The sequence below is a fragment of the Methanobrevibacter sp. genome, from assembly GCF_017410345.1.
GTDB lineage: Archaea > Methanobacteriota > Methanobacteria > Methanobacteriales > Methanobacteriaceae > Methanobrevibacter.
In genome coordinates this window covers 1-16203 of record NZ_JAFQQZ010000061.1, presented here as the reverse complement: position 1 = coordinate 16203, position 16203 = coordinate 1, and the positions used below count along the sequence as shown (strand labels likewise).

13 protein-coding genes are annotated in these 16203 nt (G+C 36.5%); 12 read left to right on the top strand and 1 reads right to left on the bottom strand.

Translation table 11 applies throughout. The features are described 5' to 3' along the window. Positions 1–15 precede the first annotated feature (15 nt). The 3 genes from surE (at position 16) to IJE13_RS08300 (ending at position 1400) form a co-directional block, all read left to right on the top strand. On the top strand, positions 16–795 hold the full coding sequence (gene surE / locus IJE13_RS08310; RefSeq protein WP_292779318.1) for a 5'/3'-nucleotidase SurE: 780 nt from the start codon (positions 16–18) through the stop codon (positions 793–795). 119 nt (positions 796–914) lie between these two features. Continuing rightward, positions 915–1061 (top strand): hypothetical protein, encoded by a 147-nt coding sequence (locus tag IJE13_RS08305; RefSeq protein ID WP_292779315.1) that lies wholly within the window; start codon positions 915–917, stop codon positions 1059–1061. Positions 1062–1202: 141 nt separating this feature from the next. Further along, positions 1203–1400, top strand: a complete 198-nt coding sequence (locus IJE13_RS08300; RefSeq protein ID WP_292779312.1) for an LSM domain-containing protein — start codon at positions 1203–1205, stop codon at positions 1398–1400. Between the two features lie 190 nt (positions 1401–1590). Here IJE13_RS08300 and cobT read toward each other — a convergent pair whose 3' ends face one another. Beyond that, positions 1591–2655: a nicotinate mononucleotide-dependent phosphoribosyltransferase CobT gene (gene cobT / locus IJE13_RS08295; RefSeq protein ID WP_292779308.1), complete on the bottom strand. Its 1065-nt coding sequence runs from the start codon at positions 2653–2655 to the stop codon at positions 1591–1593. A gap of 168 nt (positions 2656–2823) precedes the next feature. Between cobT and IJE13_RS08290 the strand changes: the two genes are divergently transcribed. The 9 genes from IJE13_RS08290 to IJE13_RS08250 all read left to right on the top strand — a co-directional run. After that, positions 2824–4482 (top strand): bifunctional N(6)-L-threonylcarbamoyladenine synthase/serine/threonine protein kinase, encoded by a 1659-nt coding sequence (locus IJE13_RS08290; protein ID WP_292779418.1) that lies wholly within the window; start codon positions 2824–2826, stop codon positions 4480–4482. A gap of 141 nt (positions 4483–4623) precedes the next feature. Next, positions 4624–5184, top strand: a complete 561-nt coding sequence (locus IJE13_RS08285; protein ID WP_292779305.1) for an XTP/dITP diphosphatase — start codon at positions 4624–4626, stop codon at positions 5182–5184. Between the two features lie 363 nt (positions 5185–5547). Continuing rightward, on the top strand, positions 5548–5946 hold the full coding sequence (locus tag IJE13_RS08280) for a 30S ribosomal protein S15 (RefSeq protein ID WP_292779303.1): 399 nt from the start codon (positions 5548–5550) through the stop codon (positions 5944–5946). A gap of 52 nt (positions 5947–5998) precedes the next feature. Next, on the top strand, positions 5999–7300 hold the full coding sequence (locus IJE13_RS08275) for a DHH family phosphoesterase (protein ID WP_292779415.1): 1302 nt from the start codon (positions 5999–6001) through the stop codon (positions 7298–7300). 293 nt (positions 7301–7593) lie between these two features. Further along, entirely contained in the window at positions 7594–8553 is a 960-nt protein-coding gene (locus tag IJE13_RS08270) for a PLP-dependent cysteine synthase family protein (protein ID WP_292779301.1), read from the top strand. Positions 8554–8639: 86 nt separating this feature from the next. Next, positions 8640–9875, top strand: coding sequence for an aconitase X catalytic domain-containing protein (locus IJE13_RS08265; RefSeq protein WP_292779298.1), 1236 nt, complete (start codon positions 8640–8642; stop codon positions 9873–9875). Positions 9876–10107: 232 nt separating this feature from the next. Beyond that, the gene (locus IJE13_RS08260) at positions 10108–11604 is read left to right on the top strand and encodes a Mur ligase family protein (RefSeq protein WP_292779295.1); all 1497 of its coding nucleotides are present in this window, start codon (positions 10108–10110) and stop codon (positions 11602–11604) included. 112 nt (positions 11605–11716) lie between these two features. Next, positions 11717–13363, top strand: a complete 1647-nt coding sequence (locus IJE13_RS08255; RefSeq protein WP_292779293.1) for a Mur ligase family protein — start codon at positions 11717–11719, stop codon at positions 13361–13363. Positions 13364–13936: 573 nt separating this feature from the next. Continuing rightward, a partial coding sequence (locus IJE13_RS08250; RefSeq protein ID WP_292779290.1) for a hypothetical protein occupies positions 13937–16203 on the top strand: 2267 nt, incomplete at its 3' end.

Sequence of the window (16203 nt, the reverse complement as noted above, 5' to 3'; positions counted from 1 at the left end):
TTATTGATGATTCATATGAAAATATTATTATCTAACGATGATGGCGTAGACGCCTCCGGTATTTTGGCTGCAAAGGAGGTTGCAGATGAGTTTGGGGAAACTTATGTTGTCGCACCAACCAAGCAGCAAAGTGGAATCGGTCATGCATTGACTCTATTTGACCCTCTTAGAGTCTATGAGACCAATTTGAGAGATGGAACCACTGGTTATGGTGTTTCAGGCACTCCGACCGATGCGGTTACCATTGCCATTTATGCTCTTATGGATGAAAAGCCTGATTTGGTGATTTCCGGAATAAATACCGGTAGAAATACCGGTAAGGGAGAGCTTTCAACCTCAGGTACCTTAGGGGCTGCAAGTGAGGCGGCATCATTGGGAATCCCAACAATTGCAGTAAGCCAGCATATTCCAAGTGATGACATCAAGTTTGAGGAAGGGCATATTGAAATTGACTTTTCATCAAGTCAAAGGGTTTTAAGAGACCTTATTCAAAAGATCATTGATAATGGATTTCCGGAAGGGGTTGACATATTGAATCTGAATGTTCCTGAAAACCCTCATTCATACAAGCCTGTCATCTGTCCATTGGCAGTTAGGATGTATGAGCCTGTTGTTGAAGAGAGAATAGACCCTAGAGGAAGGCCTTACTATTGGATCAATGGGGATTTGTATATGGACAATCCTGAAAATACCGATGACTATATCATCCTGGAAGAGAATTTGCCTACCTTGACTCCGTTGATATTGGACATGGGTCATGATTTGGATGCCTTAAGAGAGTGGTATGACAAATAAGATTTTTCAAATGAAAATTTAATTTTATTTCATAATACACAAACAATATATAACATAAGATACATAATAGAATTAATTATAATTGAAATTCAATTTCTAAAAAATTTGAGGAGATAAAAATGTCTGTAAATCAACTTGAAGCAACATTGCAAGCTGTAACACACACTTTAGCAAAATTGGAAAAAGAAGGATGCAATGATGAAAAGCTTTTAAAAGAGCTTAGAGAAGAAAGAGATAAAATCTTGCATGAATTGAACTTAAACTGATTGATCATATTTAATTTACCAGTTCCAATTCAATTCTATCATTAAATAAGTTTATAATGGATTAAGGATAAATAGTATTATTACTTAAATTAATAATAAATATCTATTAAATTTTATTTTATAATTTTATGAGGCTATATAATGAGTGACAATTTCCAAGTAAATAAACAATTTGCCAGATTCAAAGGCAAAGATGTTCTCATTGGTTTAAAAAACTGGGAAGAAGTAGAAGGAAAAATAATTACCATCGATAACTTTTTAAACTTAGTTTTGGATGATGGTGAAGGTTTAAAAGTTATTAAAGGTGGAAAAATAGCATTTATCTCTATTCAAGAATAACTATTTTCTCTTTTTTCTATTTTTCTTTTTTTAGTATTTTTCTATTAATATTATTTCAGTTCGCTTAAGGCCTATTTTTTTAATTTTCACATTTGTTTTAATGATTACAAACTATTTTCCATTTCAAAAAAATATAGTTAAACCAAATCAATGATTTAACTATTATTTTGCTATTTTAAAGAATAATCAATTAGTTGCAGGCATCTTCAATTGATTCCCTGATTTCATCAATGCTGTTTCCTAACATAAGGGCCAGGAACATTGCTCCTCCAGCGCCCGCACCTTCCTTAATGAATCCTTGGGTATAGTTTTTAAGGCCTTCAATGCGGGATATTTCAAAGTTAGGGTTTACTGCATTTACGGTTATGTCTCCGATTTGATCTATGATATCGAGAATGTCTGCAGTGTCATCCTTCACCACAAATGAGGTAGTTGCAAGGCAACAGTTTGAGAAGTCAAAATCAGGATCCAATGCCTTTACAATAGCGCAGGCTGCAGTAAGTTGTGTTCCACCTGCCAATACAACAGGGACTTTTGCACCCATGATTACTCCTGCAACTGCCGGAAGCATGCAGTCTCCAACAGCCCTCACCACATCGAAAGGATCATTGTCTTTGGATTCTTCCAATCCTGCATTCTTAAGTCCTTCCTCAACGATTGCATTTTTCATCTCATGAGGGTTTGTGTCCATGCATCCGCTGACCTTTCCTTTTGCATCATAGCCAAGTCCAACCAAAACTCCAAGGGCAGTGGTTGTACCTGCAGGAAGGCTTTCTCCAATCACGATGTAGTCATGCTTTTCAGATAATATTTCAGCAAGTTCAAATCCTTTTTCAAAAAGCCCTTCAGGGTCTTCCACAGCTTTTCCGCTACGGATATCCTTACCCCATTTGCCGTCGCTAATGTCAAAGACATCAGAGTTTGCCTTTATTTCGCTTCCTGCATCAAGAACCATTACAGGACAATCGCAAAGTGCAAGGGAACCTTTTGTAATCATTGATGGAGTAGGGGTCACAACCTCTCCAATTATTGTTTGTGGAATGTCGCTCATGCATTTAACTTCACCCTCCAGGATAAGTTCTGCATCTCCAGCAGGAGTGTATTTTGTTAATTCTGGAGTTGCTCCAGCACCGGTAAGTCCCGGAATCCTGGAGGTTTCAGTTGTAGCTATTGTACAAATAAAAATAGGGTTTTTAAATTTTGGAAGCTCTTTCACTAATTTATCTGATCCGTAAGTCTTTAGTCCTTCTATCATTTTATCATCTTAAATTATTATTTTCATTAATTTTTTTGATAAGTTTAATCATATCATTTCTATAAATATATTATGGATAAAAATTATATAAATGTATGTTAATAAATTATTTTAAATAATTGATTGATTACATTAATGTCAATTATCTGATTTTAATTGAAAATTTTTATGAATGGTGCATTGAAATTGATATCTTTAGGAATTGAAGGAACTGCGGAAAAGACTGGAATAGGAATTGTAGACAGTGATGGCAATGTATTGGCCATGGCTGGAAAGCAATTGTATCCGGAAGAGGGAGGCATACATCCAAGAGAGGCAGCTGAACATCATGCCAAATGGATTCCTCAACTCATTCCACAGGCTATGGAAGAGGCAGGAATTGGCTATAAGGATATTGATTTCATCTCATTTTCACAGGGGCCTGGACTTGGCCCTGCACTTAGAACAGTTGCCACTTCCGCAAGAACTCTTGCATTGAGCCTTAATGTTCCAATCGTTGGTGTTAATCATTGCATTGGCCATGTTGAAATAGGAAAATTGGATACTGGCGCTCGTAATCCAGTAACACTTTATGTAAGCGGAGGAAACAGTCAAGTGATTGCATATGAATCCGGAAGATACAGAATCTTTGGTGAAACATTGGACATAGCCATTGGAAACTGTTTGGATCACTTTGGCCGTGAAACCGGTCTTGGCCATCCGGGAGGGCCGGTCGTTGAGAAATTGGCTAAGGATGGTTCATATATTGACTTGCCTTATGTCGTAAAGGGTATGGATTTCTCATTTTCAGGTTTACTCAGTGCAGCGCTTAGAGCTCATAAGAATGGCGAAAGGATAGAGGACATTTGCTTTTCACTTCAGGAAACCGCCTTTGCAATGCTGGTTGAAGTGACTGAAAGGGCACTTGCCCATACTGAAAAGGATGAGGTTCTATTATGCGGTGGAGTTTCCGCAAACAGCAGGCTTAGGGAAATGATGCAGATTATGGCAGAGGAGCACTATGCCAAATTTTACATGCCTGAGATGAAATACTCCGGTGACAATGGTGTGATGATTGCATGGCTCGGCCAATTGATGTATAAGGCATATGGCCCACTTAAAATAGAGGACACAAACATCATCCAAAGATTCAGAACCGATGAAGTGGATGCCCCATGGGTCGACAATAGAAAGGAAAGGTTGAATCTTCCTAAGGAGCTTCGTGCCAAAGGAGCCGAATCTGACATTTATGAGGCGACTTGGCTTGGAAGGGAAGCAATTGTAAAGAACAGGGTTTCAAAATCCTACAGGATTGAAGAGATAGACAACAAAATCAGAAAGCTTAGAACCAAAAGCGAGGCAAAGATACTGTCGGACGTTAAGAAGACCGGTGTGAGGACTCCTATTTTATACGATGTCGACTTTGAGGAGAAATCAATTGTCATGGAAAAGATCAATGGCTCTTTGGTTAAGGACGTCATGTCAAACATCAATGATGAGAAAAGAAAGGAATTGGCAATTGCAATTGGTGAAAACATCAAGGCATTCCATGATGGAGACATCATTCATGGTGACTTGACAGGTTCAAACATGATTCTAATCGATGAAAATTTAGACAATGTCAATGATAATTTAGCTATTTTCGACTTTGGATTGGGCAAATACTCTGACTTGCTTGAAGACAAGGCAGCTGATTTGTTGGTATTGAAGAAATCATTCCAAAGCATTGATTATGATATAGCTACTGAAACATTCACTTGGATTTTGGAAGCTTACGATAGAGACAATCAATCTAAAATGGCAAATAAGATTGCTGAAATTGAAGGTAGGGGAAGATATACTCACTAAAACAAGCTTTTTATTGGCCTTCGGCCAATAAAACCTTGACCAAAAGTTTTTTCACTAGTATTTACTATTTTTTTTTTAATTTGAAATTTTGTTTCAATTTTTCAGATAAATATATTAAAACTTTTTTATATAATAAAAACTATGATAACATTTATAACTGGGAACGAACATAAAGTAAAAGAAGCAGAGAATATTTTCAAACTTTTTGGTGTTGAACTTGAGCATATTGATCTAGGCTACATGGAACCTCAGGGAACCCTTGAGGATGTGGCAAGATTCGGTGCTAAATATGCTTGCCAAGAGTTAAATCGCTCTGTGATTGTGGAAGACGCTGGTTTGTTCATAAGAGCTTTAAACGATTTTCCAGGGACCTATTCTAAATTTGTTCAGAATTCACTTGGAAACCAAAACATATTAAAACTTATGGATGGAGTTGACGATCGATACGCTGAATTCAGGTCAGTTATTGGCTATTGCACACCCAATTCTGAGCCCAAGGTCTTTTTAGGGCGTGTCGAAGGTCAAATAGCTTTTGAAGAAAGAGGCAATCTTGGTTTTGCATATGACCCTTTATTCATAATAGAGGAAGAAGGCAAGACCTTTGGAGAACTTACTACAGAAGAGAAAAACCAGTATTCACATAGAAGAAATTCTTTAGAAAAATTTATCAACTGGTATGTAAACCAAGATGATGAGCAATAAATTTTTCAGATATCTTTTAATTAACAAAATTATCATAGGCAATTTAATCTAAATTGCTTGTTTTACTGTAGTTTAATTGATAAAATTTGAAAACTTATTGTTTTTATTTAGGTTAGGCCTGGATAATTTTTTAAAGATTTTTTCAAACTTGAATTTAAAATAATTTTTTAATGATCATTTTTATAAAAATTATTCTTAAGATAATTTTTTTTAATGAATTGTTAAGGATTATTCTTTGTATAATTTTTTCAAAGCATTGTAAATGATTATCTTGAAATAGTTTTTTCATTAATTTTTCATTAATGATTATTTTACAAAGGACCTTACTATAAATAATCAAAAAACTTATTGGAGAGGATATTTATGGCAAGACCAGAATGGATCGCATATTCTAATGAAGAAATCGAAGAATTTATTGTAAAATTCAAAAGAGAAGGTAAAACTGCAAGTCAAATCGGAGTAATTTTAAGAGACCAATACGGTATTCCTAGTGTCAAAGAAGTCACTGGTGAAAAGATTACCCAAATCTTAAAAAGAAACGGACAAGCAGAAGAGTACCCTGAAGATTTAATGAATTTAATCAGAAGAGCAGTAAATATCAGAGATCACTTAGAAGAAAACCCAAAAGACCTTCATGGTAAAAGAGGATTAACTATCATTGAATCTAGAATCCGTAGATTAGGTAGATACTATGCAAAGAATGGCCAATTACCAGAAGGATGGAGATACGATCCAACAAAAGCAGCACTTCTCGTTAAATAGAGACAATGAAAAATTTGATTCTCTATTAAGTAGAGGATGCGAAGCTTCAGATATGCTTAAGGAGCATATCGAAAATGATAACATTATAAGACTAATTTCTCATAATGATGCTGATGGAATATCAGCAGCAGGTGTTATAGCCAATGCCATCAAGGAAGAGGGAGGACAATTCCACATAACAATTGTTCCTCGTCTAAAGAGTGATGTCATAAGGGATGTTGCAAAGGAAAAATATGAATTGTATGTTTTTTCAGATATGGGCAGTGCCTGCATCAAGCAACTCAATTCCCTAAAGGCCGATGTCATTGTTGCAGACCATCACCAGCCAAGTGCCCATGAGCCTAAAGAGAATCTTGTTCATGTCAATCCCCACTTGTTTGGCGTTGACGGAAGTCGTGAAATAAGCGGGGCAGGTTCCAGCTATCTGGCGGTCAGAGACATGGGCAAGAAGCATTTAGCTTATATGGCGCTTATTGGTGCTTTTGGCGATATGCAGTGCCAGAACAGATTTATCGGTGTGAATCAATTAATATTGAAAGACGGTCAAGAGGCAGGCAATCTAGAAATCCATGAAGATTTGAAGATAGTCTCTAAAGCACAAGAGCCTTTATTCAAATCAATCGCTTATACCTTGAACCCTCCACTTCCAGGATTGACTGGAAGCTTGGAGAAGTCTCAGGAACTCCTTGAAAAGATGGGTGTTTCCTATGGCATTAAGTTCATTGAATTGGAAGATGAGGAAAAGGATGTTGTTAAAGATGAACTTGTAAAGGTAAATCCTCAAATATTTGGGGACGTTTACAGTGTTCCTCGTGAGCATCCTGTCTTACGTAATTTAGAGGAATATTCTGCAATCTTGGATGCTTGTGGTAAAAACAAGGAGTATGGATTGGCGCTTAGCATTGTTCTCGGTGAGAGGAAAGAGTCTTTGGATAAGGCTCTCGATCTTCAGAAGACTTATAGGAACGACCTTACTAAAGGGTTTGATTGGATCAGCCGTGAAGGCGCCCAACAATTGAATTACATTCAGTATCTCTATAGTGAGGACAAGGTTCTTAAAAGCATTATGGGAACAATTGCAGGTGTTGGAATGTCTGCTAAAATCCTAAATGACGATAAGCCTATTTTAGGATTGTCCAGACTGCATAAGGATATTAAGGTTTCCGGCAGAGCAACACGCCCAATGGTTGCACGTGGAGTTAATTTAGGCAAAGCATTAAGTGAAGTCGCAGTTAACTTCGGCGGGCAAGGTGGCGGACACGACATAGCAGCTGGCGCTATGATACCTTATGAAGCTAAGGATCAATTCTTACATTTAGTTGACCAAGCTATTGAAGCTCAATTAAATAGTTAAGATTGTTCTTAGCTATTTTCTTTTTTAACTTATTTTTAAAAAAAAACTTTGAATAAACTTTTTTTTCTGTTTTTAAATATTTTTTTACTTATCTATCATTGCTATTTTTTTAAACCTATTTTTCTTTAATTTTTCAAAAAGTTTATAATTAGAATACAAAATTTCAAATTTCCATTCCTATTTTTAAAAAAGTTTTTTATAATTAAAATACATAAATTATAATGTTATATTAATAAACTGATGATTAGTTAAATTAATTTTTTATTATTTTATCATTAATTGGAAGGACTCTTATGAATGTTGATAAATTAGTTGGCAATACACCAATGATAAAGATTGATTATGAATATGAAGGAAAGAAAGGGAGCATTTACACTAAAGTTGAATATTACAACTATTCCGGAAGCATAAAGGACAGAATAGCCTTATACATCATTCAAAAGGAAAAGGAAAGAGGCAACTTGAAGGATGGCCAGCCTATCATAGAGGTTACAAGCGGCAACACTGGAATTGCCTTCAGTGCTGTCGGTGCGCTTTTCGGCCATGAGGTTCATATTTTCATGCCTGATTGGTGTTCCCTTGAAAGGCGTAAGCTCATTGAAATGTATGGCGCTAAGATTCACTTGGTATCCAGAGAGGATGGAGGATTCAAGAAGGCTCTTGAGATAGTGGATGAAGTTGCAGATGAGATAGGTGCCTACAAGCCTCTTCAGTTTGACAATGAATTGAATGTGGAGGCACAATACATGACTACAGGTCAGGAAATCATTGATGCAATTCCAGATGTAAACGCCTTTGTTTCAGGAATTGGAACCGGCGGAACCCTAATGGGAATCGGCAAAAGATTGAAGGACCATAATCCTGATGCCAAAGTCTTTGCATTGGAGCCAAGCACATTGTCCATTCTTAAGATGGGAATGGATGAAGGAAGCCATATGATTGAAGGAATTGGAGATGACTTCATTCCAGGAATCGTTGATGAGGAATTGATTGATGACATTGTTCTCATTCACGATTACGATGCAATCAACATGTCCAAAAGGATAGCTCAGGAATTAGGTTTAGGTATCGGAATTTCAAGCGGTGCAAACTTCTTGGCAAGTGTAATAATGGACAATGACGATTTGAAGATAGCCACTGTATTTCCGGATGACAACAAGAAATACATAACTACCAAATTGTCCGAACCGATTGATGAAGATCCTGAATTGGTTTCCAATCATATAAAGCTTGTAGGCTTTGAAGTGCTTTAAAATCAAATTATGTTTCAATTTCCATTTTTAATCAATTTTTCAATCAATTTATATTAATTTTTTATTCATAAACACCGGGGAATTTTATGTTTTTAACTAAAGAAGAAGAGAAAATGGCTAATGGTGAATATGGGGAGACCATTAGAAAGAGTATGGATATCCTGATTGCTTTGGGAGACATTTACGGTGCAGAGAAGTTTGTAGACATCAAATCCGCGCAAGTGTCTGGTGTATCCTACAAGACCATAGGTCAGGCAGGACTTGAATATCTTGAAGACCTTGCAAGCACTGCTGAAATCATCTATAATGAAAACGGCACAATTAGCGATAAAAGTGGAATCGCAACAATTTCAGCAACATTGAACCCTGCCGGAACAGACCTTGACAATTGGGAGGATTTCGGTTTTCCACCGGAATTTGCCAAAAAGCAAGTTGATATTTGCAATGCCTATGGTGCTCTTGGAATAAGCACAACCTGTACATGCACCCCATATCTGATTGGGAATGTTCCAAGATTCGGAGACCATGTCTCCTGGTCTGAATCTTCTGCAGTTGCCTATGTGAATTCCGTAATCGGTGCAAGGACCAACCGTGAAGGAGGTCCTGGGGCATTGGCTGCAGCCATTGTAGGAAAGACCCCATTATATGGATTCCATTTAGAGGAAAACAGAACTGCAAGTTTGCTTGTGGATGTGGAATGCGAGCTTGAAAGGGCTGATTTCGGTGCTTTAGGATATGCAGTCGGGCAAGTGGTCAAGGACGGAGTCCCTTACTTCAAGATGCAGAACAAGTCCTACCAAGTTGAAAACGGCAATCTGAAAGCTCTTGGTGCTGCTTTGGCATCTTCTGGTGCGGTAGCATTGTATCATGTTGAAGATATCACTCCAGAGTACAGGAATGCAGACATTGCTAATGTTGATGAGAAAATCACAATCACCAAAGAGGACATTCTAGAAACAAGAGAAAAATTGTCTTCCGCTGAAGGTTATGCCGATTTGGTCTGTTTAGGTTGTCCGCACGCTTCCCTTGAGGAGGTCAAGGAAGTGGCTGAAATTGTCAAAGGCAAAAAGATCAAGAACGAGCTTTGGGTATGCACCTCAATCAATATCAAGGAAGCGGCTAAGCGTTTAGGCTATCTTGAAACCATTGAAGCTGCTGGCGGTAAGATCTGCTGTGACACCTGTATGGTGGTTGCCCCAATCGAACAGATGGGCTATGAGGTAATTGGAGTGAACTCTGCAAAGGCAGCCAATTACGTGCCTTCAATGTGCGGATTGAAAGTCATCTATAATGATATAGAAAATTTACTCGATTTCGAATAGATTTATTCTTTTCTATTCTTCTTATTTTTTTGTTTATAATTATTTTAATTTTTATTTTTCTTCATAACTATTTCTTAACTAATCTTATCCAAATTTGCCTAATTTTTTAATAACATTTAAGTTATATAAGAATAATAAATAATATCATATAAATCTATGAATCATTTTCTTAGATTTTAAAAAATTCAAAAATACTAATAAAATTACATAAACCTTTTAGGAGTGTCAATTAATGAATGTTATTGTTGTAGGAGCAGGAAATGCAGGTCGTCCTGTTGCAAGATTATTAAACTATGCTGGCCACACGGTAAAGATAACCGATCCCAAGAATATTGAAGACTTCCATATGGATGTTCAAAAGACTTTAAGACTTATGGAAAGCGAAGGAGTGGAACTGGATTTAGGCGTATTCGAACCAAATCTTGAAGGAATCGATACAGTTTACCTATCTCCAACAGTTCCGGAAAATGCTCCGGCTTACAAGATAGTCAAAGAGGCAAATCTCAATGTCTTCTCAAATGATGATTTCGGAAGATTGGCAGACAGCTTCATTGACATCGACATCATTGGAATCACAGGCAGTGTAGGAAAGACCAGTACCACACATATGGTCACTGAAATCTTCAGAACCGCCGGATATCAGGTTTGGATCTGTTCTTCCATGACCCAGAACCTTGTAAGTGAGGTCATCGTTGACGGAATCATCAAGGGAATTCCGGAAAAATCAGACATTGCCGTTTTGGAGCTTCCTCACGGTACTGCAGGTTTGATGGCAGAGCTTAAGCTTAAGGTAGGGGCACTCTTAAACATTTATGAGGAGCATTTGTCCGAGTTTGGAGGTTCAATGGAACGTTACACCCAAAGAAAGATGTTCATTGCAAAAAACAGCGAAAACTTCATTACAAGCATTCATTGCAAAGACACCGTAAAAGAAGCAAGACCTGATGCAATCTTTTACGCAATGGTTAAGGATTTGCCTGGATATGACCCATCCAAAAAATCCGAATACTTCGATAAGGTGGCAAACTTTGAGGAAATTGCCATCGGCGAAGGTCAAGTATGTAATTTTATTGGTGACAGCGCCAAAGGCGCTATTGATATCGCTTATAAATTCAGAAACAAATCCAATGAACTTAAAAAAGGCAACTTCACTTCTGACTTCCATATGATGAGCTATTACTATGAGAATGCAGTTGCTGCAACAGCTATTGCAATGGCTTATGGATTGCCTGTAGAAATCATCAAGGAAGGACTTGCAAACTTCAAGGGACTTTCAGTTCATATGGAATACATTGGAGACTATAACGGTAGGGAAGTTTACATTGATGCTTCCTACTTAATTGAAGGTATTACTGCTGCACTTGACTTCTTAGGTGACAGAAGCCTTGTCCTATTGCTTGATAACTTTGACACTTCAACTTACAGGGACAAGAAGGAAACAGGTAAGCTTATGGGTAAGTATGCTAATGTAATGGTAGCTACTGGATTCAATGAGGTTTACCAAAGAGTTGACTTGGAACCTGCACAGGAATTGCTGGATGCTGCAGTAGACTCTGATGCAGTTAAGGTAATTGCAGGAACTATGGAAGAAGGTGCAGAACTAGCCATTAAGTATTCTAAACCTGGAGACACTATCCTTCACTTAGGACCACAACTCATGCAGGATCCTGAAGGAATTATGGAAAAAATAGTAACTGGTTTAGAAGAAGGCTGTAAAAAATATGAATAGCCAAGCTTTTACCCTTCGGCTAAAACCTTGACCAAAATTTTTTCCTCTATTATGGAGTAATGATATTTTTTCTTTTTTTAATTAATTTTTATCTTTTCATGAAGGTGTTAAATTGAATAGTTTAGAGCTCTCTTCTATGTCTGATGAAGAATTGGCTTCATTGGATTTAGAAAATAAAACCTTTGGTGTAATTGGTGTTTGTGGAGTTGTAGGAAACTTGGTTGCAAGAATCCTTATGGATAGGGGATATTCTGTTGTTGGAACAGATATTTCATCTAAGGAAGATTGCAGATTCTATTCCTCGTTTGAAGGCTATGACATTGAAATATTCTTTGGAGGACATCCTGAAGAATTCTTTGAAAAGATAGACTATATTGTTCCACCTCCAAGCATGCCTTCCAATGCTAAGGTTTTAAGGCTTGCTTCCAATAGAGACATTAAGATCATTGAACTTGGAGACATCTTTAAGCTATTCAAGCCAGATAAGCCTGTAATGTGCATTGGCGGAACCAATGGTAAGACCACCACAACCACTCTTTTAAAGCATATTGCATATTCCGCTGGAATTAGGCCTTCTGAACATAACCTTAAGGGAATGCAAGGAAACAATGAATTCATTCCATCACTTCAAACCAGATTGAATGGTGATTTGGCTATTTTGGAAACAGGTACTGACGGTACTCCTGGCGGTTTGAAATCCATTATAGACTTGACTCATGCTAATTTTGGAATTTTGACAAACATTACTGTTGACCATTTGCAGGATCCTCACGAAAACGATGAGGCTGATTTTATTACAAGAAGCTTTTTAGAGTATGCTAAAGTAAAAGGGGAACTTGTAAAGGGGATTGAAGAGAATGATGGTACATTAATCTACAACAGTGATGACCCAACAATTGTTGGCCTTTTCAAAGAGATTGACTTTAAGGGTGATGCAATAAGCTTTGGTCTTGAGGATGAGCCATGCAGAGTATCTACCAAACCATGCTGGTGTGGCAGAGACATTGAAATAAACGAGCTTATTTCAGGTTGCGGAACCTTTGAATGCGAGTGTGGAATAAAGTATGAAAAGCCAATGTATTTGGCTAAGGATATTTCCCTTAAGGAAAGAACCTTCACTTTAGAATCTCCTGAAGGCAGTTCCACTTTTACCATTTCCCTTGATGGATTGCACAATGTCTACAATGCAGTTGGAGCTATCATTGCAGCAAGAAGGTTCCTAAAATTAAGTGATGAGGAAATCCAAAAAGGACTTTTAAGCTTTAAGGGAACTGCTGGAAGAATGGAGATTGTTGCTAAGATGGACAATAGGATTGTTATGGTGGATTATGCCCATAATCCTGCAGGTGTAGAGACCATCCTAAAGGAAATCACTAAGATTTATGGTGACACAACCGTTGTCATTACAATCACTTCCGAATCAGGCCATGAAGGAGACATTGAAATCCTAGAGAAGGCATTGGACAATGTGAAATATATTGTGCCGGCTTCCCATGATTCAAGGCTCGTAGTGGATGAGCTTTTGGCAGCTGCAAAAGATGGAAAAGCTGACTTTGGCTATGAAGCATTGAAGAAGACCTTTGTATTCACTGATGTTGATCCAGAACAGGCATCCAATTTCACATTAGGTGCAAGTGCAGATCAAGTGGTTGAAGGTGTAAAGGCAGCCTTAAAGACAGATTCCAATATAATCATAATCCTTGGTGAAGCAGGATTCAAGTTCAAATTGGATATTGCTGATTATTGCAATGGATTATAAAATGCCCTAATTTTACTATTTTTTATATTTTTTATTATATTAATTTATAATCAAATTTAAATTTTTTTCAAAAAATTGTTCTTTTTTTAAACAATTATCAATTTTTTTCAATGACTATTTATTAAATGTAATTTTAATTTATATGTAACCATATTAAGTGATTATATTTTTTAAACAGAATTTAAATAATGTTCAATTTTATATATAAACAATGGAATTTTGGTTGTTTTTAACTAAATTAAGTATTGACTTATTAAACAATCTTTAAAAAAAATTGAATAATTTTATATATGATTTCATATAAATATAATCGTACATATTATTATATATAATAATATATTCGTATAAAAATCGACTATAAAAGGGGTGTGTTTTAGATTTTAGCATATTTTTTTTAGATAAGGTGGGTTATTTAAGTTAACTTTTATTTCTGAATAAGGGATCTTTATGGAAATCTTTTTCATAAATTTCTTTTATTTTTGAAATAATTTTAATTTTTTTAGCTTAAATGCCCCATTTTATCTGATTAAAAATTATGCTGATTTAAGTATACCTTTTTTTGGAGGAATTCTTTTGAAAAAATCGAATAAGATAAGTGTATTTTTATCATTTGTGCTTATTCTTTTACTTGCTATCGGCGCAGCAAGTGCAGCCGATGATGCAATAATGACGGATGATGCCAATCTGGCAGCCGTTGATGAAGTACAAGCGGTAGACAATACACATACTTCTGACGAAATTTATGCCGAGTCAACTGATATCGTTGTTGCTGATACCGGTGACTCAGGTGATTCTGATGTGATATCAGATGGCACAGGATTACAAGAAATATCCGACAATGGTGATGAGGGAGCTGTTGTCAGTGATAATGTAAATCCGAAGAATGTGTTGAAAGCTGAAATAGACTCTGATGAACCATTACGTGCTGAACCTGATGGCACTTTTAGTGATTTGTATGATTTTCTTAGAGAGTCAGTCTCCTCTGGTACTGCTAATTTAAACAGAAATTATGTTTATAACCCTGCTACTGATAGTAATTATCAAAATGGTTTCAGTATTTCCAATAATTTTACTATTAACGGTAACGGTTATACAATTGATGGTGGAGGTGTTGTTACTAGGTTCTTTAATCTCCAAGGATATACTAGTGGTACTACATGGAGTACTACTTATAATGGTTATACATATAATTTTAATGATATAAACTTTCAAAATTTTTATAGGTCAGGCACTACTATTGGTGGAGTTATCGTCTCTCAAGAGTATCCAAATATAATTACAATTTCTAATTGTAACTTTACAAATAATAGAGGTTATCGTGGTCCAGCAGTTTATGTTTCAGTAACTACTAATAGGGTAGGTAATACAGGTAATGTAACTATCACTGGATGTGTATTTAAAAATAATAGTGCTTCAAATAGTGGGGGAGCTATTTATTCTGGAATTAGTAGTGGAAATAGTAAGCTCACAATTAATAATAATGTATTTGTAAACAATACCGCATCTGGTAGTGGTCAAGCAATATATTATGTTAATAACTATGCTCCAGATGTTAATTATAATTGGTGGGGCCAAAATGGTTGGAGTAATGGATTTGTAGCTAACTCAGGTACTAGGTATATAATACCACAATATTCCTATCAAGCTGCATTAACTCAAAAAGATGACACTACTGTTGAATTAACCTTAGTATTAAATGGTAGTTCTGCTCCTTCAGGCTCTACTTTACCTTTACGTGATGCTACTTTCTCCATAAGTTCAGGAACTATTGACCCTGAAAGTGGATCAGTAACATATGGTTCTCCTCTTGATGCAACTTTCAGCATTACTGAACCTGTAACCATTACTGCTACAGTAGATAATCAACCACTTACTATAAATATAGACAGAGTTCCAATTACTGTTACCAGTACTGATGTAACTGTTACTTATCCTGGCACTGGTTCTGTTGCTATTACTGCTAGTATTGCTGGAACTTACAGTGTCAAAGTAGGTGATACTACATATCCTGTTACCGTTACAGAAAATGGTGGTACTGCTAGTGTTAATATTCCTCTATCAAATGTAGGTGAATATGGAATTAGTGTTACTGCTGATTTAGGTAACCCATATATTCCTGTTGATACTGGTATTATTAATTATTACAAAGTAATTGCAGGTAGTATTACTGTCACTGGTCAAGGAACTACTGTAACTTATCCTGAGAAAGGCACTATTGTAGTAAATACTGATGTTGCTGGTGCTTACACTATTACAGTCGGCGATAATACTTATGATGCTACACTTGTTGCTGGTGATAATGACTTTAATATACCTGATGTATTTGATGCAGACACTTATGATGTTAAAGTATCTGCTAATATAGCTAACTATAATCCTATAACTGAACAGTCTATTGCTACTTATACTGTAGAAAAAGCTGATTCTAGTGTTAGTGTTGATTCTATCAGTTTCACTTATGGTGAATCTGGCAGTGCTACTGCTACTTTGGATGGTGCTACTGGTTTGAATGCTGTTATTGATGGTTTTGCTGATGCTGTTAGTGTTTCTGGTAGTGTGATTACTGTTTCTGGTTTGCCTGCTGGTGATTACACTATGGTTGTGACTACTGTTCCTGATGCTAACCATAATGCTGTAAGCATTAATGTTGATGTGACTGTTGCTAAGGCTACTCCTGTTGTTAGTTTGAGTGCTGATAGTGAGGAGATTATTTATGGCGATTCTGTTACTTTGACTGGTGGTGTTGTTCCTAGTGATGCTGGTGCTGTGACTTATTGGGTCAATGGCAGTGAAGTTAATAGCAATGTCTTGTCTGGTTTAGGTGCTGGTACTTATACTGT